General features: G+C 40.5%; 20 protein-coding genes and 1 riboswitch. Of the genes, 5 read left to right on the plus strand and 15 right to left on the minus strand.

Annotated features, from left to right (window positions below; translation table 11 throughout):
* Positions 1 to 24: 24 nt before the first annotated feature.
* Together WG954_RS02135 and WG954_RS02140 are read right to left on the minus strand one after the other, a co-directional pair.
* The gene (locus WG954_RS02135; RefSeq protein WP_340433147.1) at positions 25 to 921 is read right to left on the minus strand and encodes a DUF4271 domain-containing protein; all 897 of its coding nucleotides are present in this window, start codon (positions 919 to 921) and stop codon (positions 25 to 27) included.
* 37 nt (positions 922 to 958) lie between these two features.
* Positions 959 to 2,764, minus strand: coding sequence for a BamA/TamA family outer membrane protein (locus WG954_RS02140; RefSeq protein ID WP_340433149.1), 1,806 nt, complete (start codon positions 2,762 to 2,764; stop codon positions 959 to 961).
* 45 nt (positions 2,765 to 2,809) lie between these two features.
* On the opposite strand from WG954_RS02140, the gene hemW reads away from it, so the two are divergent.
* Both hemW and WG954_RS02150 read left to right on the plus strand, forming a co-directional pair.
* Complete coding sequence (gene hemW, locus WG954_RS02145; RefSeq protein ID WP_340433151.1) at positions 2,810 to 3,940, plus strand: radical SAM family heme chaperone HemW; 1,131 nt, start codon at positions 2,810 to 2,812, stop codon at positions 3,938 to 3,940.
* An 83-nt stretch (positions 3,941 to 4,023) separates the two neighbouring features.
* The gene (locus tag WG954_RS02150) at positions 4,024 to 4,746 is read left to right on the plus strand and encodes a DUF6962 family protein (protein ID WP_340433153.1); all 723 of its coding nucleotides are present in this window, start codon (positions 4,024 to 4,026) and stop codon (positions 4,744 to 4,746) included.
* A 204-nt stretch (positions 4,747 to 4,950) separates the two neighbouring features.
* On the opposite strand, the gene WG954_RS02155 is transcribed toward WG954_RS02150, so the two are convergent.
* The 6 genes from WG954_RS02155 to WG954_RS02180 all read right to left on the minus strand — a co-directional run bounded on the left by WG954_RS02155 (position 4,951) and on the right by WG954_RS02180 (position 11,917).
* A complete protein-coding gene (locus WG954_RS02155) occupies positions 4,951 to 6,027 on the minus strand; it encodes an NAD(P)H-dependent glycerol-3-phosphate dehydrogenase (RefSeq protein ID WP_340433154.1) in 1,077 nt (358 codons plus the stop codon).
* A gap of 74 nt (positions 6,028 to 6,101) precedes the next feature.
* Positions 6,102 to 7,484, minus strand: coding sequence for an efflux RND transporter periplasmic adaptor subunit (locus tag WG954_RS02160; protein ID WP_340433156.1), 1,383 nt, complete (start codon positions 7,482 to 7,484; stop codon positions 6,102 to 6,104).
* A gap of 38 nt (positions 7,485 to 7,522) precedes the next feature.
* Entirely contained in the window at positions 7,523 to 8,965 is a 1,443-nt protein-coding gene (locus tag WG954_RS02165; protein WP_340433158.1) for a TolC family protein, read from the minus strand.
* Positions 8,966 to 9,068: 103 nt separating this feature from the next.
* Entirely contained in the window at positions 9,069 to 10,238 is a 1,170-nt protein-coding gene (locus WG954_RS02170) for a trans-sulfuration enzyme family protein (protein WP_340433159.1), read from the minus strand.
* Positions 10,239 to 10,245: 7 nt separating this feature from the next.
* Positions 10,246 to 10,593, minus strand: a complete 348-nt coding sequence (locus WG954_RS02175) for a VOC family protein (RefSeq protein WP_340433161.1) — start codon at positions 10,591 to 10,593, stop codon at positions 10,246 to 10,248.
* A 4-nt stretch (positions 10,594 to 10,597) separates the two neighbouring features.
* Positions 10,598 to 11,917, minus strand: a complete 1,320-nt coding sequence (locus WG954_RS02180; protein ID WP_340433164.1) for an APC family permease — start codon at positions 11,915 to 11,917, stop codon at positions 10,598 to 10,600.
* Between the two features lie 96 nt (positions 11,918 to 12,013).
* Between WG954_RS02180 and WG954_RS02185 the strand changes: the two genes are divergently transcribed.
* Positions 12,014 to 14,083 (plus strand): TonB-dependent receptor family protein, encoded by a 2,070-nt coding sequence (locus WG954_RS02185; protein WP_340433166.1) that lies wholly within the window; start codon positions 12,014 to 12,016, stop codon positions 14,081 to 14,083.
* 27 nt (positions 14,084 to 14,110) lie between these two features.
* Here WG954_RS02185 and WG954_RS02190 read toward each other — a convergent pair whose 3' ends face one another.
* The gene (locus tag WG954_RS02190) at positions 14,111 to 14,635 is read right to left on the minus strand and encodes a 6-pyruvoyl trahydropterin synthase family protein (RefSeq protein ID WP_340433168.1); all 525 of its coding nucleotides are present in this window, start codon (positions 14,633 to 14,635) and stop codon (positions 14,111 to 14,113) included.
* 203 nt (positions 14,636 to 14,838) lie between these two features.
* Here WG954_RS02190 and WG954_RS02195 point away from each other — a divergent pair, with 203 nt between their 5' ends.
* Entirely contained in the window at positions 14,839 to 15,399 is a 561-nt protein-coding gene (locus WG954_RS02195; protein ID WP_340433171.1) for a helix-turn-helix domain-containing protein, read from the plus strand.
* An 8-nt stretch (positions 15,400 to 15,407) separates the two neighbouring features.
* Here WG954_RS02195 and WG954_RS02200 read toward each other — a convergent pair whose 3' ends face one another.
* The 6 genes from WG954_RS02200 to WG954_RS02225 form a co-directional block, all read right to left on the minus strand.
* On the minus strand, positions 15,408 to 16,100 hold the full coding sequence (locus tag WG954_RS02200) for a pirin family protein (protein WP_340433173.1): 693 nt from the start codon (positions 16,098 to 16,100) through the stop codon (positions 15,408 to 15,410).
* Entirely contained in the window at positions 16,097 to 16,609 is a 513-nt protein-coding gene (locus WG954_RS02205; protein WP_340433176.1) for a hypothetical protein, read from the minus strand. The genes WG954_RS02200 and WG954_RS02205 overlap by 4 nt, the downstream gene beginning before the upstream one ends.
* A gap of 73 nt (positions 16,610 to 16,682) precedes the next feature.
* Positions 16,683 to 17,417 carry a dioxygenase family protein gene (locus tag WG954_RS02210; protein ID WP_340433179.1) on the minus strand — a complete coding sequence of 245 codons (735 nt, stop codon included), beginning with the start codon at positions 17,415 to 17,417 and terminating at the stop codon, positions 16,683 to 16,685.
* A 125-nt stretch (positions 17,418 to 17,542) separates the two neighbouring features.
* On the minus strand, positions 17,543 to 18,301 hold the full coding sequence (locus WG954_RS02215; protein ID WP_340433182.1) for a DUF6089 family protein: 759 nt from the start codon (positions 18,299 to 18,301) through the stop codon (positions 17,543 to 17,545).
* 273 nt (positions 18,302 to 18,574) lie between these two features.
* On the minus strand, positions 18,575 to 19,273 hold the full coding sequence (locus WG954_RS02220) for a LytR/AlgR family response regulator transcription factor (RefSeq protein ID WP_340433184.1): 699 nt from the start codon (positions 19,271 to 19,273) through the stop codon (positions 18,575 to 18,577).
* Between the two features lie 20 nt (positions 19,274 to 19,293).
* Positions 19,294 to 20,385, minus strand: coding sequence for a sensor histidine kinase (locus tag WG954_RS02225; RefSeq protein ID WP_340433186.1), 1,092 nt, complete (start codon positions 20,383 to 20,385; stop codon positions 19,294 to 19,296).
* Between the two features lie 133 nt (positions 20,386 to 20,518).
* Positions 20,519 to 20,790: riboswitch (cobalamin riboswitch) on the plus strand.
* Between the two features lie 102 nt (positions 20,791 to 20,892).
* On the opposite strand from WG954_RS02225, the gene WG954_RS02230 reads away from it, so the two are divergent.
* Entirely contained in the window at positions 20,893 to 22,743 is a 1,851-nt protein-coding gene (locus WG954_RS02230; protein WP_340433189.1) for a TonB-dependent receptor plug domain-containing protein, read from the plus strand.
* Positions 22,744 to 22,771 lie beyond the last annotated feature (28 nt).

Below are 22,771 nucleotides of genomic sequence, written 5' to 3' on the forward strand. Positions count from 1 at the left end.
TTCTGCAAAGGTAAGTACAATTGTTTACAAAAAGCCAAGGATCAACTTATAGATAACCAGCAATGGGGCAATCTCAAAAGCCAGGAAAAAAATGAAAAAATGGAACCTGCCAACCTTAATCTCAGCCTGAACGGGTCGGTAGGCCCGAAGAAAACGGTAAAGGAAAAGTCCCACAATCACAACCAAAGAAATAGTGATGGCTATACCAGCTAGTTCTTTTTCGGCAAAAGCAATCACAAACAGAAAGGGAAGCAATACTACCCCAACGATCTTATTGATCAGGAAAACAATAAACGAATAAGTTTCAGCAGCATTCTTCATTCCAAACAACCAGCCGCTTACCTGCAGAAAAACATACTTGCCCAGATACATAAGGGCAATTGTTACGGTTGTTATTAGGGGTATAAACAAATCGGGTAGTTTAACCGATACGTCAAAATAACTGATGAGCAGGTACACATACGTGCCGGCTGCCACTGCAAAAAACAAATTGAACAATAAAGATTGAAGGCCCGATTGCACTAACTGCTCCCTGATCTGGTTCACACGTAACGATGTGCGGAAGAACACCCGGAACATATCGCTGAAATAACGCAGGTAACTGATTCGCAATAAACCAAACAGCAATGCAATACCCAGAATATAATAAAACAGCCAATCCCTGTTTTCAACCTGCTTTTCTTTTTCGATCTGGAATTGGGGCTTGGCAAAAAGATTCAACCTGCTTTTTGCAAGAATAGCTTTGTAAGAAGAATCAAAGGAAACCAGCGGCATTGTTTGCAATTGCCGAATGGTATCTTTTGCAATTGGCGCCGGCGAACTAACAGAAACACTGTCAGGCCTCTGCTGCGCAACAGATGTATCCTGTGCAGCAACAGTAAATTGAACCAATAAAAGAAGTAAAAATAGAATTAAGCGCATGGGTTGGTTGCAAAAATAATCAAGCGATCACCAACCATCAGAAAAAATTCACATAACCAAAGTGAATTTTACTTTGACGCAGATTCAAAGGTGAATCATCTCTTTTACCTGCTGCAAAAGCAATATTGAAAATGCCCGCTTTTGTTTCGAAAGCCATTCCCAAACCTGAACCGATGAAGCTGTTGCTTGTATTGGCAAACTGGCTGTTGTTGCGCACCCATCCCCCATCAAAAAATGCATAGATGTAGCTGTTGAGCCCGATAAGAATTCGGTATTCAGCTGTTGCAACAGCATAAGCCGATGCAAAAATGCTTTCTTCGTCAAACCCACGCAACAAACGAAAACCACCTAATTGATACAACTCATTCCGGAAGATGCGTGGGCTTTGGATCAATCCTGCGTTGATAGCTGTTTTAAACGCTGCGTTCTTGCCCGCTTTTAAATAATTAGCGACGCTGGCCCGCAAACGAAACGTATAAGCTCTTGTGCCAACTGAGTCGTAGAGCGATTGATAGTTGAACCCCTGGTTATTTGGATCTTTCAACGATGAAATATTGTTGTTGGGTCTGATTTTTCGAATACCTGCCGAACCGGTAAACTTCATATCAAACCCTTTGCGTGGATTGAAACGGTAATCGGTGGTAAACCATTCGTACTCCAACCCAATGTTTGAAGTTGTTTGATCGATCTGATCGGGCAACCGTTTGCTGATGCGAATTGCGTTTGTATCAACCGTCAACAGGTTGGAGATAGATTGCTGATAAAATATCTTGCCGCTCCTGTTACCACCAAATGCATACTGCACACCCAATTGCAAATTGATGTTTAGAAAGCTGCTGTCTTTTTTCAATCCGTCGAACGAAACATCCACACCAAATGGGGAACCGAATAAAAAAGGTTGCAGGTAGCCCATTTGCAAACGTGGCGACTGCACCTGTATCTGTTGAAACACGATGGTTAATGCTTCACCCAAACCAAATCCATTTTTCAGGTTAAGATTAAAATCACCGGTTACTAATAATTTGTTACCTCCCAGCTGATCGTTAGATGGAAGAAACCCAATGATCCCATTGATCTGGCTGCTCTTTCTTTCTTTGAGATACAGATTAACGATAGAACCTGTTCCTAAAAAACTCATGTTCCATTTTTGTTCTTCGAAGAGATAAGGCAGTTGTAATAAACGTGGACTGATGTTAAGCAGTTTCTGCTTTTGGTAAACAGAGGCATCTTGTATTTCAAGATAACGTTGCAGGAAACGGCTGCTGATCTTAACGTCGCCATATACACGAATACTATCGATCTTATACAATGGACCTTTATCAATTTTCAAAACTGCGGTTATGCCTTCCTGTTGCAGATTGAAACTATCGAGGTAAACATTGGCAAATGGATAACCCGAGTTCTCCAGTTTATCAAGTAACCTTGTTTGTAATAATTGTACAGCAGCAAAATCGAGTGGTTGCTGTTTGAAATTCTTATCACGATAACCGGCAGCATTCAACAGATCTTGTGGCACTGCTGATGTATTAAGCAATGCCCAGCGATAAGTTTCACCAAGGAATAACAATACTTCTGCTTTTGTTGAATCCATTTGTACCGAATCAACCGAAGCGGTGATATAGCCTTTCTTCTGCAACAGTTTCGGCAATTCAAAAATGTATTGGCTGCATGCTCCCTTGTCATCAAATTCTTTTACCAAGCCAAGCGATGCAGAAACGTCAATAGTATCAGCAAAACGATACAGCAATTGATACTTTTTTTGCGCATGCACAGGCATCGCAAAAAACCAGCAACAGGCTGCAAGGAAAATGGCTTTGTAAAATGCTGAACGGATTTGAAGCACGAACGGTTAGTTTTGCAGTTTCGAAATTAAGGTATCAGTTTGAGGATGGCAGGTATTTATATTCATATTCCGTTTTGCAGGCAGGCATGTAATTACTGTAATTTTCATTTCAGTACAAGTCTGCATTACAAGAACGATTTTGTGGAAGCTTTATTGAAAGAGATCGAATTACAGGCAAAAGCCAACTACCTGCAAGGCCAGAAAATTGAAACAATTTATTTCGGCGGAGGCACCCCCAGCATTTTGCAGATCGAAGAGTTAGAACAGATCATGCAGCAACTCCATCAACATTTTAACATCGATCCATCTGCTGAAATAACGTTAGAAGCAAACCCCGATGATGTAAATGATGATAAGCTGAAAGGCTGGAAACAACTTGGCATTAACCGTCTCAGTATCGGTATTCAATCGTTGTTTGAAGAAGACCTGCGCTGGATGAACCGGGCACATACAGCTGATGAAGCAAAACAGGTAATTGCAAAAGCAAGAGCAGCAGGCTTCAATAGTTTTACAGTTGATCTCATTTATGGCACACCCGGATTAACTGATGAGAAATGGTTGTATAATTTAAACTGGGTGTTGCAGCAAAACATCAATCATCTCTCCTGCTATGCATTAACGGTTGAAGAAAAAACACCGTTGGATAAACAAATACGTCAGCATCAAAAACAGGATGTTGACCCCGAACAACAAAGTCGCCAGTTTCTATTGCTGATAGATCATCTGCAACAAGCAGGTTTTGAACATTACGAAATTTCAAATTTTGCAAAACCCGGCTACCGTAGCAAGCACAACAGCAGTTACTGGAAAGGTGTACATTATCTTGGATTAGGACCATCAGCACATTCATTTAACAGCAGCAGCAGGCAATGGAACTTAGCCAACAATCAACTCTATATCCAATCTTTAAAGCAGGGAACAATTTCCTTTGAAAAGGAAGAATTAACGGTAACGCAACAGCTCAACGAATACATCATGACCAGCTTACGACTTATGGAAGGTTGCGATCTTAACTATATCAGCCAAAAATTCGGCAGAGACAAATCAGCTCAACTACAAACAGAAGCTTCGTCTTATGCAAACAAAGGCTTATTGATTGCAATAAACGACCATCTCATTCTCACAAAGGAAGGAAAACTCTTTGCCGACAGCATCGCTTCAGATTTGTTCTTCTAAAAAACCTGCTTTACATTTTCATGTCTTTTTTGTAAATTAGAATGCAAGCGGTTTTCGGGTTGCTACTACCAAAATTACACCACATGCTAGAGCCGACTATTGATTTTACAAACATGCCCTATTGGGATTTGTTTGGCATAAAGATACTGGAGCCATTTACGGTTCTCACCAATCTCTTTATTGCTGCAGCTTGTTTTTATGCGTGTAGAAATCTTAAAGTAAAAGGATTACTTCAAACTGTTCCTCATCGATTAATAAGATTGTTTTTTTTGCTGATGGGTATTGCCACCATTGCGGGTGGAGTTATTGGTCATGCTTTCTTATATGAAACAGGCCTTTATGGAAAAATTCCCGGATGGTATATCAGCATGGCCGCCGTGGCTGTGTTTGAACGTGCCGCCATTATTCATAGCCGCCCTTTGATGAACAAAAATATCGGTCAGTTTTTTTCATGGTTCAATTATGCAGAGATCCTTACGTTCATGATACTTTCATTAATCACACTCCGATTCACATATGTGATCATACATGCCATGTATGGTTTACTGGTAGTTGTTTTTTGCTTTGAATTGTATGTGTACAGCAAAACGAAAGATCCTGCATTAAAACATATTTTTTATGCAACTGCCTGGGGGTTTGTCGCCTTGCTCTGCCACACCTATCAACTAAGTCTTCACTATTGGTTTAATTACAATGATGTGAGTCATATGGCTATGATCGCTTCAATTCTACAGTATTATAAAGCCGCAGTTGGAATGCAGGTAGATGTGAAGAAAAGAGAAATGATTCCGTTAAGATTAGAATAACAGGTTAATGCGAAGACGTTTTTGGACGTCGGTTGCTCACAATATGTTGCACAATGCCAACTGCCAACATCAGCAGAAGCGCCCAAGGACCAAAACCTGTGAAAGAGAAAGGCATTGTTTTTTATTTGTGTAAAGTTACGGACAATCGAAATTTGTGAGGTAAAGCGTTGAAAATTTAACAATACTAAAAACCAGCATTGGCATTTATATCAACACCTGCTCCAACTGTTCAAACGCTTCGGCAGGCTGTACATCTTCCCATAAAATTTTATAGACAGCAGTAGCAATGGGCATATCAGCACCAAGTTCTTTATTGATGTGGTAAAAACATTTACTGGCATTATAACCTTCGGCCACCATATTCATTTCAAGTTGGGCAGCTTTTACACTAAACCCTTTGCCGATCATATTCCCAAACGTACGGTTACGGCTGTACAAAGAATAACAGGTTACCAACAGATCGCCCATGTACACACTCGCTGCATAGTTGGCCGATTTACGCAACGATGTTTTCATTAACTGCACTCCGGGAATGGGTTCTTTGTGCACACCCACTTCCATATTACGGATACCCACTTTACGTAAAAAGCCCGCCATTTCATCGGCAGCATTTGCAATCAGCACACTCAGGAAATTATCACCATACTCAAGGCCATGTGCAATTCCACTACCCAATGCATAAATGTTTTTGAGAATGGCTGCAAACTGCACACCATACACATCATCATTTGTTACAGTGTTGATGTAATGATTGCGGAACTGATCAGCGATCCATTGTGTGGTTGTTTGATCAAGACCTGTAAACGTGAGATAAGATAATTTTTCAGATGCTACTTCTTCTGCATGACAAGGGCCCATGATGGTGTAATAATCTTTCGGATCAAAACTGAAGTCATTTTTCAGATAATCATTGAGCAGAATATTACGATTCGGCATAATGCCTTTAATTGCAGAAATGATCTGTTTGCCTTCAAAAATATTTTTGGGTAATTTATCAAGTACTTCTTCAGTATAAGCAGAGGGAATGGCGAGTATCAGGTAATCGGATTGCTCGATAGTTTCAGTCAGGTTTGTGGTTAACGTGAGTAGTGATGTATTAAACGTCGCCGATCGCAGATAGCTCGGGTTATGTCCATACTTTTTAATTTGATCAATAATGTTTTGATTACGCACACACCAATTCAAGTGCACGCCATTTCCATTGAGGATTTTTGCCAGAGCCGTGGCAAAACTGCCACTCCCGATAATTGCAAACTGCTGATTTAGTTCTTCCTGTTTCAAACAATTAGTTTCAGAACATCTAAAATAAAAGAATCCCGCCATCAGGCGGGATTTTGCTATTCTTTTTTTCCGATTTATTTTTCGTCGTACACTTTATCCTTTGGCACCACTGTTACTTTCATACCATCTTTTAATGTTTTACTGATGGTATTATAAGGTGCACTCACCACTTCATCGCCTTCTTTCAAACCACTCATTACTTCAATGTATTCGTTATCCTGGATGTTTGTGCGGATGGCTACTTTCTTTACCGTACCGTCTTTTTGTACAACAAATACCACTTCTTCCATGTCGTCTGTCATCACAGCATTGTTCGTTGACACTTCCTGTCCCTGTGCTTTCTTTTTGTCTGCTTCTTCTTTTGCTTTTGCTTTCGATCCCTGTTCGTTTTTATCACGAGTGGTAACTGCAAGAATTGGTACAGCTAATACATTCGCTTGTTTTGTGGTCATAATATCTGCACTTGCACTCATACCCGGACGGAACGGAAGATTCTTTCCTTTTGCCGGATCGATGAGATCAGCATAAGAAGAAGGATCGATACGGATATACACTTTATAATTTGTTACATCGCCTGAAGCTGCTGCTGCGCCCGCTGTTTGAGCAGATGTACTGCTGCTCGAAATTTGCGTAACCACACCTTTGAACTTGCGATCGTTATATGCATCCACTTCCACAATGGCACTATCACCAAGTTTTACTTTTGGAATATCATTCTCACCAACATCAACACGCACCTCAATCTTGCTCATATCTGCCACCCGCATAATCTCTGTTCCTAAACTGAAGCTGTTACCGGCAACACGTTCGCCCTTTTTCACTGCCAATAAAGAAACAATTCCATCCATTGGCGCAAGAACTGTTGTTCGTGAGAGATTTTTATTAGCTGCCGTTAAACTTGCCTGTGCACTTTGTACACTTGCCTGACCACTTCGGATGGTTTGTTTTGCTGCATCAAGATCAGCTTTGGCAGTTAAATAAGCACTTTCGGCTGTTTCAAATTCTGCTTTGGAGATCACTTTATCATCAAACAATTTCTTTTGTCTGTCGTAAGTAAGTTTTGCCTGGTTCAACCTTGCTTCAAACGAACGAAGTGATGCTTGTGTATTTCCTACCTGTGCCTGCTGCTGGTTAACTATGGATGCAGCCCGGTCTCTGTCTGAAGTTAATACATCGGCAAATACTTTCGCAAGTAACTGACCTTTGCGAACGCTGTCGCCTTCTTCCACATACATCTCAACCACTTCACCACTTACGTCGGAGCTTACCTTGCGCTCATCTTCGGGATATACTTTACCACTAGCGTTTACTGTTTCAATAATAGTTCGCTTTGTGATCTTTTCAGTAGCAACTTTGGTTGCTTCCTTTTTACCGATCACTTCTTTTTTCTTCAGGATGATAAGTGTTGTCGCCAGCACCAAGAGGATACCGATGATCCACCAGATTTTCTTACTCATATACGGTTGTTGTTCCTTTGTTGATTAGATTAATAGTCTTACAATTTTATTCCCTGACCTTTATAAAACTCCAGCACTTTCATGCGAAACACATACTCAAATTGATTGGAAATTCTTTCGAGTCTTGCACGGAATAAATTATTTTGATTCGTGATCAGGTCAATTGTTCGTGATAATCCTGCCTCATAACGTTTCTTCGAAAGTTCGTATGAATATTCAGCAGTTTGTACACTTTTAATAGAAGCCTGGTAACGTTGAAATGCAGAGGTGGCATTATTATAAGCGAGGTATATATCCTGCTTTAATTTTTGGTCACTCTTTTCAATCTGTAATTGTTGGTTTTGGTAATTCAGTTTGCTGCGTTGCCATGCAGTACGGGCCTGACCGCCGTTAAAAATTGGAACCGTTAAACTGATTCCCACTGACTGACGGAAGTTGAAATCGAGTTGTCGAATAAAATCAGCTTTTTGCGAGCCCGATGGAATAAATGTTTGTGTAAACACATCCGGGTTTTGTGCCGAGCCCATTGTAGTAAATCCAATTGGTATCGTAACGGGAATATTAGCTCCTTTTGGAAGATTCTTTAACGCACTCGAATAAGCAGAATTCACATTTGCAAACGCACCAATACTCGGGTACATATTTCCTCTTGCAGCCTTTTGAAATTTCTCCAATGCCTGTAAACGAAGCTTGTTAACTTTCTGAAGCGGCATATTAGCCAATGCCTGTGTATAAACAGGTTCAGGTCGCAGATCTGCAAATGTTTCCACTGGTATGCGATCGATTGGAGGCGTGTCAAGCTCAAACGGGACCGAAGGATCCAGGTTCATAAAGGATTTTAGGGACAACAAATTCGTTTGAAATTGTGTAAAAGCTGCAATGTATGTGCTACTATCCCTTGCAAGCTGTGCTTCCAGTTCTGCGGCATTTAATTCGGGCAAACTACCTGCATCAACCAGTTTCCTGGTATTGATCAATTGCTCCCTTGTTTGATTGATTTGGACAAGCGCAATATTTACCTGCTCTCTTGACAATAATGCCGTCAGATATGCTCCTGCAATATTCAACGAAATATCATTCTTCCAACTTTCAACTGCCGCATCCTGCGCCTTGGCCTCGAATTCGTTACCAAGAATCGTATTTTTCTGCGAATTAAAATTGAATAAGGTTACACCACTTGAAAGACCAAACTGCGAAAAGGTAATCTGCTGATTGGTAAAACCATTGGTTGCCGGATCAATAGAGCGGCCAAATTGAAAACCGTTACTATTCTGAAAATTAGCAGTGGGCCAGCGTTGAAGTTTGCTTTGTTCAAGAGTAAGGTGGCTACCCTTTGCTTGGATAGTCGCTTGCCGGACATCTATATTATTTGCAACAGCATATTCAACGCAACGGCGAAGATCCCATTTTTCCTGGGCCTGAATTTGGGTTCCGGCTAGCAACAGGGATGATAAGAGAGTAAGCAGGATGATTTTTTTCATATATAACTATAGTGACAATATAATGACATTTGGGGCACGAATTTATTCTTTTTTGACAAGCGGGAAACTAGTTATTCTGATTTTCAGGCCTAAATTAAAACCATCATTTTAACCCCGAATGCTCAAATGCCCGATTCAGGTCAGTAATAAGGTAGTTTGCATCTTCCAAACCCACGTATAATCTCATCATCTGATGCTCCGGATTGACAGCGTCAAATTCATGATCTTGTAACCCGGCACACTTCGGCAACAGCAAACTTTCGTGACCACCCCAACTTACTGCCATCTGTATATGTTGCAGACTTTCGCAAAAGGTTACAATCTGCTGCCTGTTTTCTGCCTGAACATAAAAAGAAAATAACCCTGGCGCCTCTTTCATTTGTTGTTTAGCAAGTTGGTATTGAGGAAAACTCTCATCAAACGGGTAAAGAATTCGTTTTACTGCCGGGTGCGCTTTTACAAAAGCAACCACATCTTGTGTTGTACGGTTAATGCGTTCCAGTCTTGTTGACAGGGTTCTCAATCCACGGATCAACAGCCAGGCGTTGAAAGGTTGAATTCCGCTGCCGATATTGAGGTACTCACTGTCGAAGATCTTTTTCATCATGGCATGTGTGCCACTTAAAACGCCGCCCAATGTATCACTATGCCCGCCGATATACTTGGTGGCCGTTTGCATTACCAGATCAATGCCCATTTCAATTGGCTTTTGATACAACGGCGTGCAATAACTGTTATCAATTAAGGTGATGATGTTATGCTGTTTGGCATAAGCAGCAATGACAGGGATGTCCTGCATAGCAAAATCCCAACTGTTAGGGCTTTCGAGATAATAAAAGGTAGTGTTTGGATTAGTTGCGTTGAAATAATTATGCGCATCTCTCCCGTCAACATACGTTGTAGTAACGCCAAAACGTGGTAGGATCACATCAAATAATCGTAGTACCCAAGTGTAAGGTTTACTTACACTTACAATATGATCGCCTGCTTTCACATTCGCCAATACGCCTGCAAAGATGGCTGCTGCTCCATTGTTGAACACCAGACAATCTTCTGCTCCATCCAATGCTGCCAGTTTTTTGCGAAGAATATCAACCGTTGGGTTTAACCCACGGCTGTAGAGATAAGTACTCATCTCATCGGCAAATGCAGCACGCAGTTCATCTACTTTATTAAAACGAAAATTACTTGTCTGAATAATGGGTGGTGCAATGGCATTGAAATAATGCTCACGGTCTTCACCCAGTTCGTTGAGGATATATGAAATGTCCATATGAATTTTATGCGCCGGTTATAAATCCAATATGATTGCCGAATGGATCTTCCACAATTGCTACTTCTATTGTGCCGCCAACATTGTGTGCAGGATCAATAACAGTTGCACCAAGTGATACTGCTTTTTCAACGGCAGCCTGTATTTCATCAACAGTCCAATAAGCTGTGCTGTGATTGCCTGTTTGTATTTTACTCATATCAGGATCAAGACCTAATTCGAAGCCATTGATATCAAATCCAACATAAAACACTTCATCAAAATAAGGCTCTTTACCTGTAAGCGAAGTGTACCAGTTTTTTGCAGCGGCAAGATCATTGGTATGATAAATAACGGTGCGGAGTTTCTGCAGCATAAGGTTATTTTTTTCGGTGAAAAATAAAATAGATCACGATAAAAGCCGCTAATATTCCAAGCCCGGTTAAGGCTGCAGAAGGATCAGCAATGGCAATACTTGTTCCTACAAATAAATAAGCAGCAATAAAGATGATAGGCATCAGCGGAAATAATTTCATTTTATAAATGCCCGTTCCATCCAAATGCTTTGTCTTTCTGCGGAACCAGAAAATAGTAGCACTGCTCAGCACCATCCCAAAGCAATCAAGAAAAATAGTAAAGGCTAATATTTTTTCAAATTCCTGTGCAAAGAATAAAATGATGATGCAAATAGCTGCAAACACTGTTAATGAAAAGGTGAGCACGTTCGTTTTTTCATTTTGCTTTGCAAAGATCTTTGGCAAGCTGCCGTCATCACCCATTGCATACATCACCCGTGGATTGCTCATGAGCAATCCATTTACATAGGCCAATACACCAAGAAATAAAAAAGCCGAGAATACAGTTGCACCTGTTGTACCAAATATCTTGTCGATCACTACATAAGCAATTTCACGCTCCCCTTTCATTTGCTGAAAACCAACGAGATTGTAATAACTCATGTTCACGAGTAAATACAAACCAATGATGATGGCGATGCCCATAAAAATACCACGTGGAATATTTTTGGTGGGGCTTTGCACTTCGTTCCCGAAATTGATCGTTTGCTGGTAACCTCCATACGTAAATGAAACAGCGATCAAACTCACACCAAGACTTTTGATCCAATCGATATTGCTGAATGTAGTTACTGCAGTAGTTGTTTCCTGCACTGCATATTTATCAGGGAATAACAATGCGGCGATCAACACGAGGATCATCCCGATCTTGATGATCATTAAAATATTCTGCGCCATCGAACTCAACTTCAGTCCACGCAGGTTTATAAAATAAAAAATGGCGATGGCCACACAACTCACCAACGCTTTATGAATATCAGTCCAATCACCAGGAAATAATTTTAACAAATAACCGCTGCCGATCAATGCCACACCACTTAAACTTGCTGCGTTGCTTACTAAGATCAAACAGTTAATTGCAAAGGCAATACTGGGATGATAGGCTTGTGCAAACACTTTGTAGTAACCACCGGTTACAGGAAACCGGCTGCCGATCTCTGCATACGTTAAGGCGCCACACAAAGCCACCAATCCGCCAATGAGCCATGCACTGAAATAAACCGATGGATCAATTGCATCTTTTGCACTGGTTGCGGCAGTACGGAAAATACCCATACCGATCACCAGACCTACAACGATCATGGTGAACGAAAACAGGTTGAGCTTGTTGGTTGAAGTTTTCATGCTTTTTCTTCTAGCGATGAAGATAGTTTTTCTTTCAACTCATTCTTTTAAAAAAAACATGAAAGGCAAACCCGGAATGTCTGTAATTTTAGGGCGATGAAGAACCAATCACTAACCCTGCTTGCAACAGTTGTTGCGCTTTTCTCATTTGCACAGTCACAACCCGACTCCAGTTCCAAAGAATTAGGCGAAGTCGTTATTACAGCGTTTGAACAGAACCGTAAGCTCATGGATGTTCCCGCAGCTGTAAGTTATGTGGGCCAAAAACAATTGAACCGTTTCAGTAATGCATCCATTGTTCCGGCGTTGAATGCTGCACCCGGTGTGCGTATGGAAGAACGCAGTCCCGGCAGTTACCGTTTAAATATTCGTGGCAGTTCACTGCGTTCTCCGTTTGGTGTACGCAATGTAAAAGTTTACCTCAACGATATTCCGTTTACCGAACCCGGCGGCTCCACTTATTTAAACCTGTTGGGTTTTTATAATATCAACTCTGTTGAAGTATTAAAAGGACCATCCAGTAGTTTGTATGGCGGCGGCAGCGGTGGCGCTGTGTTGTTGAAAACAAATGGCAACAATCAACCCGCAGGAGTAGGTGTTGATTATACAGGTGGCAGTTTTGGTTTGAGTAATGTAAATGCGGTTTTACGTATTGGTGAAGGTGCCACACAACAAACCATCAGCTATAATCGATTACACAGCGATGGTTATCGTGACTGGACAAAACTTGACCGATCGGTGTTTAGCTGGGACAGCCGTTTTGCACTGAACGAAAAACAAAGCCTCCGTACGTACGTGATGTATGCTGATCTTTCGTACCAAACGCCCGGCGGATTAACTGCTGTTGAGTTTGCTGCCAATCCTAGACAGGCAAGACCAAGAATTGGCCAGACTCCTTCCAGTGCACAAGCCAATGCAAGTGTGAACCAGGAAACATTCTTTGCAGGATTGAGTCATGATTTCCAGATTACAGAAACATTTAAGAATACTACATCTTTATATGGTGCTTACTCACAGTTTGCCAATCCAACCGTTCGCAACTTCGAACGCCGCAGCGAACCACATGCCGGAGGAAGAACAGTTTTTGCTTTTACTCCACGTAATGTAATTGGTGAATTAAAATTTGTTGCCGGGGCCGAATTGCAACGAGGCTGGTATAACATTCGTGTATATAAGAATGTGAATGGCACAAGCGATAGTCTGCAAACTGAGGATGAAGTGAATCCATTCTTATGGAATGTATTTGCACAAGCCGATTGGAAATTACCACAAGGCTGGATCATTACTGCAGGCGCAAGCATTAACCAGAATAAGATCGAGATCATTAGGCTGAATAAATTCCCCTTGAATCCGCAACGCAGAACGTATGATAATGAAATTGCACCACGACTTTCTGTTTTGAAAAAGATCAAAGAAGAACTGTCGCTGTATGCTTCTGTTGCAAAAGGATTCTCTGCTCCCACTTCTGCTGAAGTGTTGCCTTCAACAGGCGTGATCTCTACTAACCTTAATGCAGAAGAAGGCTGGAACTATGAAGCAGGTGTCCGTTTCAATTACAAACGCAAACTGTTTGTGGATGTAAATGGTTTTCTCTTTAACCTCAGTAATACTATTGTACAACGCAGAGATGCAGGAGGTGCCGATTATTTTGTGAACGCCGGCAGTACAAGGCAACGTGGTGTGGAAACATTTGCACGTTATGCCATTGCAGATAGCGAAACAGATTTTATTTCAACAGCAAATGTTTGGTTGAGTTATACCTATAATGATTTTACGTACAAAGAATTTAAACAACTCACAAACGATTTCAGCGGCAAACAATTACCGAGTGTACCAACACATATTGTTGCTGCAGGATTAGATGTAACACTAAAGCCCAGTATTTACCTCAACGTTACTTATAACTACAATGAGAAAACGCCTTTGAATGATGCCAATACATTTTATGGTGGCGATTTTCATTTGCTGGGTGCACGGCTTGGCTACAAGCAATTATACTTTGGAAAACTACGTGCTGAAGTATTTGTTGGTGCCGATAATCTCTTTAACGAAACCTACAGTTTAGGAAATGATATTAATGCAGCAGCCAACCGTTTTTACAATGTAGCACCGGGAAGAAATTATTATGCAGGGGTTTCTGTTTTTCAGGGATGTAAGAAGAAGTAATTGAATTTTATTTCACAGCTACTCATCTTACCAAATATCTCCCTGGTAAACTTCCACTTCTTCTCGCCACGTTGCATAAGAATTTTTTGTTTCGTACAATCGCAGTTCCACCAGTTTCATATAGTCAGGTAACACATCCTGTACAGCACGTTTAATAAAGAGCAATAAATTTTCAGCAGTAGGTTCAGCATCCCATGCAACAAGATTTTCCTGTTCCATTACTTCTGGGTGTTGGGAAATATAATTGTGCGAAAGAACGAGTTTATGATCGAAGAGATCAACTACTGCTGTTTGAACGATCTGCTTCAGGTCTTTAAAGTCGAGCAGAAAACCGGGAGCCGGTAAAAATGCATTCTCGTTTACCAACGAACCAACCGTTACATGCAGTTCGTATGAATGACCGTGTATGTTTTTGCACATGCCGTTATAGCCATCAATAGCATGAGCCGTTTCAAAATCGAAAATCTTTGTAAGTAATAACATATATCCTGATTGAGGCGCAAAATTATCAGGAGTTATTTTTATCAACGACTTTCTTACACTGATGTTCATCAGTTTACTGAAGAATGATCATCATTAAACCCAATTTTCCTCTGCATTATTCCCGCATCTGTCAGCAACACATTGCTACTCAAGCTTTCACCAATACGCAAACATTTGTTGCCAATGCCAGCTTGTAAAACAATACCTTTAAACGCTTTTACCGAAAAAAATAAAGCCTCAAAAGCCGGTTAGCAGCTCAAATAAATCACTATATGAAGATCTATATAAAAAACATGGCGTGCGAAAGCTGCAAAGCTGTTGTGCGGGTAGCTTTGGAAGAGCTGGACATATTACCTGTAAAAGTAGAATTAGGAGAAATTGAAACCAGAGAAGATATTACTGATGAAGACAAAATGAAACTGAACAGTAAAATAAAAGTCGTAGGATTGGAATTATTGGAAAAGAAAAGTGGTGTGTTAATTGAAAAGATCAGGAAAGAGATTGTAGATTATGTCTACAATTCAGATGAGAAACCAGACATTAAATTATCGCTCCTGCTAAGCAAGAAACTAAATTACAGTTATACTTACCTGGCAAATTTTTTCTCCGAAGTGGAAGCTACTACCATTGAGCAATTTGTGATCGCTTTAAAAACTGAACGTATAAAAGAGCTGATCATTTTTGGAGAAGATACTTTTTCAGAAATAGCTTACAAGCTGCACTACAGCAGTGCTGCACATTTATCAACCCAGTTTAAAAAGGCAACAGGTTTAACACCATCCCACTTCAAAGCATTGAAAGAAAAAAGGCGGATTGCAATCGAAAATATTTAAACAGCAGCTCACAGTTCCAGGATCATGATTAACGCATCATTGCTCAACGCTTCCATTTCCACAGAGGTTGTTTGCCAAATAGCCAGACCATCTCTTGCATGCAACAAACGGCCTTCTACTTCGAAAGCACCTTCCAGTACAAACACAAACACATTTGCAGAGGAATGTTCGGTTTGATAAACCGTTTCTGCTCTTCCTGAAAATTTTCCAACAAAAAGTATTGCAGGTAATTCATACCTTTTACTTACAGCCTGAACAAGATCATCAGGCTTCTCATTTACATCATAACTATAAATAAAGCCGGAAGGCAATTGATCATCGTCTGTTTTAAATGCAAGCACTAATACATTTACCAATTCTTCTTCAAACACGTTGGTCAATTCAATCCCTTCCCCTGCTTTTTTCAGCAACATCATCGACTGCCCCGCAATAACAAGTTGTTCTTTTTGTTTCCCATTTCGATATTGTACTGCTCCCACAACCGGCAGCAACAGCACAAAGGAATCTTCTGAAAAATTTACTTGCACACTAGCTCCACCATCCAATGTATAATCATTCAACAGATAGAAACGTTCAAACGATTCACGGTGTTCGTTGTATTGATTGCCGTAATTAAACAAAGTTCTGTTCCGGAAGCTGGTTGTTTCAACAAGCCCATGTTCATCAGCAAGAAATATTTTTGCCTGTAATTGTACGATCATACCATTTCTTCTTTTAATGAATAAATATCAAGATAGGGTTGCATAGGCAGCATGTGTGTGAATATTCCGTCTTTTGTTTGCTCGGCTGTAACTGCAGATAGCAACATATAATCAGCAACAGTTTCGTGCCATACGAATGCATCACTAAAAAAACTGATAGCTACACGGTGTTTTGTTTTATCAGTGAAATCAGAATCGATGATCTCAAATTTAAAATCACTGAAGGTGAGAAAACGATGCCCTCTGTTATTGTACACATCGGGAATAAATCCATTCAGCTGACGCAGGTAACCAACGGCTGCAGTGCTTGTGAGAAAATGTAATTTTTCAGCAGTGGGTACATCGTTCAGTAAAGCGGAGAATGCTTGATGTTTCTTTTCGCCGTTATAGAACTGCTGCTGCATAAACAATTCCTGCCAGGTATGCTCCCACAATAATTTTTCCCAGCCAGGTTGTGCGTTAACATCAATTACTTTCTTATAACAAATTCGAATGATCCTTCGTTGCATAACTAAATTGAAAAAAGCACCGGCTTTGCAAAACCGCTCCACCAGCGCTTATATGTATGAGAAAACAAGTTTCTTATGCAGCTACATAAATATTATGTGTAAGCACGTACCCTGCAGCCACACTCCCACTGATAGAAGCAATCTCTTTTCCGCTCGTATCATCACTAAATATATTGTCGCCTGAATTGTAAGTATAACCGCTCATGCCTTTTGTGTAACCATAAGAACTTGCAGCATTCACTGCAACCACTGCACTGCTGCTTCCTTCAGGAAAAGCAATTTGTGTAATTAATAATGATGTACCGTTTGCTTTGTAAATATGCACATGAATATGTGTTGCACGACCGGTGTACCAACCGGGAAAAATTGAAGTGAATTGAACAAGACCATTTGCATCAGTTGTTTGGCGGCCACGCAAAAAATGCACAGCCGTATAATTAACTGATTGCATACCCGTACCACCATATTCTGAATAATAACCGTCTTTATCGCAATGCCAGATATCAACAATTGCGCCCTGCAAAGCGGCACAACTGCTGTTGGTGTTCAGAATATTTACTTTAATAGTGAAAGCAACGCCTGTTCTGTCGTCACGAATATCTGTACGTACAAGTGATGATGGTGTAATAGTAGGAAAAGGGCCTGCTGTTTCAGTTGGCGAAACAGAGCAAGTGCCACTGCCTGCGCCCGTTCCTGTTCCCGAACCATTATCCGTATCTGTTGCACTTGTTTTTTTGCACGCTGCTAAAATAACTGGAGCAGATGCCGCACCGATGAACATATTTTTTAAAAAGTGTTTGCGTTCCATACAAATTGGTTTGATGTTGTGATAAAAAATCTGCTTTCGTTCTTTCTGATGTAAATCTACCGGTGATGTTTAATGAAATTTTTTATCAGTCGACCAACAAGTACAATGCATCGGTGAATTGGTTGCTATTGACGCAACGGCGGGCATTTCCAGCTGGCATTCTTGCCAAATTTGTACGTAGCTCCGATTGAAATGCTGGAATACGTATCTTTTCTTGATGGGTTAGCAGACCGACTAAACCCATCTAAATAATCAGTAAATGTATAACGGTAAGTTGTTTCAAGATGCAGGAACCATTTATCAGATAAACCATATTGCACACCTGCGCCAATTGGTATAACCGGCATAAGTCGTGGAGTACGATGAGCCTGGTCGGATGCAAGACCGGTTAAAAAATCATTGTCTTCTGCAAAGTAAGCAGGATTGAGATTGCTCCAATCACGCCTGATCTTTACCAATCCCAACCCTGCGCCCGCAAATAAGTAAGGTGAAATACTTCCCTTTCCTTTATTTGAAAAATTATCGGCAAACGGTTTCCATACAGCAACGGCGGATACTTCAAACAAATTTGTTTTGAAATTAAAATTGCGTTGCTGCCGGTAATCAGGTGTTGCATACTTTGCATCATCGCCATTTAATCTTGAGAAACTAAGATTGGCTCTTACACCCCACGACGGCGACAGGTATTTTGTACCATATAAACCCAAGCCGGGTTGCATTGTTTTAAATGATCCAAAACGGCTGGGCGCAAGATCGCCCTGGTAAATGTAAGTGCCAATATTAGCCCCTACTTCATACTTCGATATATTGACCTGTGCTTTTGTTTCGTATGAACATACGAACACAAGCACGAAAGAAATTGGACGGATGTAATTTGCTTTCATTCAATTGATTTTTATACTTGTTTAATGAAAGCAGCAAGTTTGGTAAGCGAATAAGATGGATGTGGAGGTTATGCCTGTAACGCAAAAACAGGATACGGATTTTACACGATTTGTTAAATAGCTGGATCTTAAAAACGGGGCGTTGTTACAGACAAATGAGGACTAGAATTGTTTCATGCAGTATTTTCTTATAATTATTTCGTTGCTGCAAAATAGATGCCGTAAGTTGAACATCATCAAAATATCGGTGAATTGCTATTTTGTACCGACGGATCAGGATCGTTTCCAGGCCTGCAGCACATCGAGATAAGTTTCGCTGACTGGAAGTTCTGCACCTGATAACAATTTGATCTTTCGATTGGCAACCGATCTTATTTTCTCCATGTTTACAATATAACTGCGATGCATCCTTTTAAATTGTGTGGAAGGGAGTTTTTCTAACACAGCTTTTAGTGTCATTAAGGTCATCACCGGTTTATCGTTGCTGATATTGATGCGGATATAATCATCCAAACTTTCGATGTATTCAATAGTACTGCAGTTGATCTTCACCAATTGGTATTCCGAAAAAACCATCAATGCTTCCTCAGTGCTGGTTGCTGGTTTGGTTTTGTATTGATGATAATCGGCAGCCTTTTGCACTGCTTTTGAAAACCGTTCGAAGCTGATGGGCTTTAATAAATAGTCTATCGCATTCAATTCAAACCCATCGATTGCAAATTTTTTATACGCTGTGGTGAAGATGATCATGGGCCGCTTACTCAACGAACGAACCAAATCAAGCCCGGTTATATCAGGCATATTAATATCTACAAACAACAGATCGACGCTTGCGGTTTTTAAATATTCAGACGCCGATACTGCATCGGTGTACGTTTGCATTAATTGCAAATGCGGATGATCAGAAATGTATTTCTGAATCAGCTCCAAAGCAGGCAACTCATCATCAATGGCTACACATTTTAACGACATAGATGCAGATAAGTTTTAAATCAGAACTGTAAAGTTAGTTTAACCGTATAAAAGCCATTTTCACTTTCCATACTGATGTTATGTTTTGATGGATACATATGCTGCAATCGCTTCAACGCATTCTGTTGACCAATACCTGTACGCTCTAGTGGCGTGTTCTTTTCATACAATTTATTGATCGTTTCAAAATACAATTCCTTTTCAGCTGCTTCCAAACGTATAACGATAGGTGCAGGTTCGTGATTGCTTACACCATATTTAAATGCATTCTCAACAAAAGTCATGAGTAACAGCGGTGGAATTTTTTTCCATTCTGTTTCACCTGTAAGTGTAAACATTACCTGGGCGTTCTTTCCAAGTCGCAATTGTTGCAGATCAATATAATCACGAACACAATCCAGTTCCTGTTGCAGATCTACCTTATCTTCTCTTGCTTCATCCGTAATGTAACGCATGATATTCGACAGTTTCATAATACTGTCTGCCGTATGTTCACTTTTGCTTACAGCCAATGAATAAATATTGTTAAGTGTATTGAACAGAAAATGCGGATTCACCTGTGCTTTTAAAAACGAAAGCTCTGCATTAGCCTTATCTGCCTCGGCTTGTAAGATGCGTTGTTCCGATTGCCGCCATTGCCTGAACACAAACATAGCCGATGAAAAAAGCCACACCAACAGAAACAGGATGGTGCTCATGATGTCAAACTTCGACTGCTTGTGTGGAGGCCCTTGCGGATAAAACTCATTCAGTTTAAATGGTGGTGGTCCCGTCATCCCATCCGGCGGCCGAACATTACCCTGCCCTTGATTATGATTTATCACTCCATCAAATGGTTTTAACCAAAACACCAACAGAAACAACCCGGCAAATGCAAGCGCATACAACAAGTATTGTTTATTATTGAACAGTTTAGGGATGAGCAGGAAACGATTGGTATAAAAAATAGCAGGAAAAACAAGAAAGAAGAACAGGAAAGGCCCACTTAACAGAGGAAGCTCCGACGAACCACCATTGGGATTCCCGTTTGCAATAAAAGCAACTACCATAGAATAAAACAGGAGCCAGCCTGCAATATGCATACTCACTGTTATGGCGGAAGAACGGTTCATGTGCAAATGAAGTTCGTTAAAAATAAGAAATGCACAGAGTATCGGTGAACGGGTAAAATGAGCAGATGAACAGGGCGTTTTATCCGCCTCAGCATGTGCAAAAACTTATTTTGACGAACAGGTACCGCTCCCCTACTTTTGCTCCCGTAGCGGTTTCCGGTGTTCATAGCCGGAATTAAAAGGGAAGTCCGGTGCAAATCCGGCGCTATCCCCGTAGCTGTAAGTTCTTATGATGAGTAATCAGTAATGAACGATGAGTAAAGCAGTTCTGCACTCATTATTCATCATTCATCACTCATCCTGCTGATTTCTACAACCACTGTTCATGAAAGCTGTTTGGCACATGAATGGGAAGGTGCTCAGCAGCGAACGAGCCAGAAGACCTGCCGATACAGTTTCTTTAATCATTTGCTTTCGGGTGAAAGGCAGGAGGTGTAACGGCAAATCGCTTTTATATTTTCTATTTCTTTTTCTGAAAGCAGTCACAACAAACCCTTTTTTCAACACATGAAAAAGAATTTATTTGTAGTGGCTGCCGGATTATTTTTCAGCAGTCAACTAAATGCCCAGGACAGTACAGTAAAATCATTGAATGAAGTGGTGATTACCGCTAACAAGGTAAACCAGAAACTGCTTGAAACAGGAAAGGTAACTACGGTCATCAATCGCAAAACAATTGAACAGAGCGCAGGAAAAGATCTGGCACAACTTTTAACAGAACAGGCCGGTATTGTAGTTAATGGTGCTACCAGCAATCCCGGTAAAGACAAAAGTATTTTTATGCGTGGTGCTGGTAATGGTTATACTGTTATTTTAATTGATGGTATACCTGTTAATGATCCATCCTTCTCCGGTGCATTTGATCTGCGCTTACTTCCCATCGACCAGATCGAACGTATCGAAATTGTAAAAGGTGCACAATCTACCAACTACGGTTCTGATGCTGTTGCCGGTGTTATCAATATCATTTCAAAACGTGGCGCATCAAAACCTGCACAGTTCTATGGATCTGCAGCAGCAGGTTCTTTTGATACATATAAATTCACAGCAGGTGTGCGTGGTACTGCTGAAAAAACTAACTACAATTTCTCGTTCTCACATAACGAATCAAAAGGTATTTCCGAAGCAGTTGACAAAACCGGTACAGGCAATTTCGATAAGGATGGGTTCCTGAACAATGCACTTAATTTTAGTGTTGATGCGCCCGTAACAAAAAACATCCGCATACAACCATTTACACGCTACAGTTATTTTCAGGGTGGTTACGACAATGGTTCATTTGCTGATGCTGCCAACAACTATACTTCATCTTTATTTACTGCTGGTTCTGCTGTTGAAGTAAAAACAGAAAAAGCCGGTGGCCGTGCTTACTTTAGTTACGATGAAATGGATCGAACCTTTAACAGTGAAGCATGGGGGCCTACTTCTTACAAAGGCACGAATAAAATTGTTGACCTGTTTGCTTACTATCAAATTGCACCAAAAGTAAAATTGCTGGCGGGTGTTGATAATCGCTACCAGAAAAATCTTGATTCAAACGTTCATATCAATAGCCCTTATCTGAGTGTGTTTCTCCAAAACCTTGGTAATTTTTACCTAGAAGCAGGTGCACGTTATAACAAACATTCAAAGTATGGCAACAACTTTACTTACAGCATCAATCCATCATATGTGCTGAATGAAAACACAAAACTGTTTGTGAACTACGCCACCGCATTTCGTGCGCCGGGCATTAGTGCATTATATGGTGCATGGGGCGCAAACCCTGATTTGAAGCCTGAACATTCACAAACATTTGAAGCAGGTGTGCAAACTTCTTTATTGAACGATAAAATAAGTGTACGAGCAGTTTACTTCAACCGTCATAACAAAGATGTTATCATCTATACATCGAAATATGAGAATTACGATAAGCAGGATGATTATGGTATTGAAATTGAGCCTACCATCCAGTTCAATAAAAAATTAAAATTAACTGCTTACTACAGTTTCCTCGATGGAGAAGTAACTACCAAAGGGGCGGGAGGAAAAGATACCAGCTACTTTAATTTGCTGCGTCGGCCTAAACATTCATTTGGTGCAACAATCGGATACCAGGTTACACCTGCATTTTTTGTAAGTACAAATGTTTACAATTATGGTAAGCGCACCGATATGGATTTTGGCACATGGCCTTCAACACAGGTAAACCTCGATAGTTATTTGCTGTGGGGCATTCATGCTGAATACAGTGTTATAAAAGACAAGCTTGTTGTTTTTGCTGATGGTAAGAATCTATTGAATTCAGATTATGTGGAAGTATTAGGTTACAGCACACAAGGCATCAACCTTATTGGAGGCATTCGATTCAATCTTTAATAATCAATGATGAGTAATGAGTGATTAG

The sequence above is a fragment of the Lacibacter sp. H375 genome (genome assembly GCF_037892425.1).
Taxonomy (GTDB): Bacteria; Bacteroidota; Bacteroidia; order Chitinophagales; family Chitinophagaceae; genus Lacibacter.

Coding starts and splice junctions, on each gene's coding strand:
- WG954_RS02185 (WP_340433166.1), top strand. CDS start 12,014: ATGAAGAACCAATCACTAACCCTGCTTGCAACAGTTGTTGCGCTTTTC.
- WG954_RS02195 (WP_340433171.1), top strand. CDS start 14,839: ATGAAGATCTATATAAAAAACATGGCGTGCGAAAGCTGCAAAGCTGTT.
- WG954_RS02135 (WP_340433147.1), bottom strand. CDS start 921: ATGCGCTTAATTCTATTTTTACTTCTTTTATTGGTTCAATTTACTGTT.
- hemW (WP_340433151.1), top strand. CDS start 2,810: ATGGCAGGTATTTATATTCATATTCCGTTTTGCAGGCAGGCATGTAAT.
- WG954_RS02165 (WP_340433158.1), bottom strand. CDS start 8,965: ATGAAAAAAATCATCCTGCTTACTCTCTTATCATCCCTGTTGCTAGCC.
- WG954_RS02190 (WP_340433168.1), bottom strand. CDS start 14,635: ATGAACATCAGTGTAAGAAAGTCGTTGATAAAAATAACTCCTGATAAT.
- WG954_RS02170 (WP_340433159.1), bottom strand. CDS start 10,238: ATGGACATTTCATATATCCTCAACGAACTGGGTGAAGACCGTGAGCAT.
- WG954_RS02200 (WP_340433173.1), bottom strand. CDS start 16,100: ATGATCGTACAATTACAGGCAAAAATATTTCTTGCTGATGAACATGGG.
- WG954_RS02230 (WP_340433189.1), top strand. CDS start 20,893: ATGAAAAAGAATTTATTTGTAGTGGCTGCCGGATTATTTTTCAGCAGT.
- WG954_RS02220 (WP_340433184.1), bottom strand. CDS start 19,273: ATGTCGTTAAAATGTGTAGCCATTGATGATGAGTTGCCTGCTTTGGAG.
- WG954_RS02180 (WP_340433164.1), bottom strand. CDS start 11,917: ATGAAAACTTCAACCAACAAGCTCAACCTGTTTTCGTTCACCATGATC.
- WG954_RS02160 (WP_340433156.1), bottom strand. CDS start 7,484: ATGAGTAAGAAAATCTGGTGGATCATCGGTATCCTCTTGGTGCTGGCG.
- WG954_RS02205 (WP_340433176.1), bottom strand. CDS start 16,609: ATGCAACGAAGGATCATTCGAATTTGTTATAAGAAAGTAATTGATGTT.
- WG954_RS02175 (WP_340433161.1), bottom strand. CDS start 10,593: ATGCTGCAGAAACTCCGCACCGTTATTTATCATACCAATGATCTTGCC.
- WG954_RS02225 (WP_340433186.1), bottom strand. CDS start 20,385: ATGAACCGTTCTTCCGCCATAACAGTGAGTATGCATATTGCAGGCTGG.
- WG954_RS02210 (WP_340433179.1), bottom strand. CDS start 17,417: ATGGAACGCAAACACTTTTTAAAAAATATGTTCATCGGTGCGGCATCT.
- WG954_RS02150 (WP_340433153.1), top strand. CDS start 4,024: ATGCTAGAGCCGACTATTGATTTTACAAACATGCCCTATTGGGATTTG.
- WG954_RS02215 (WP_340433182.1), bottom strand. CDS start 18,301: ATGAAAGCAAATTACATCCGTCCAATTTCTTTCGTGCTTGTGTTCGTA.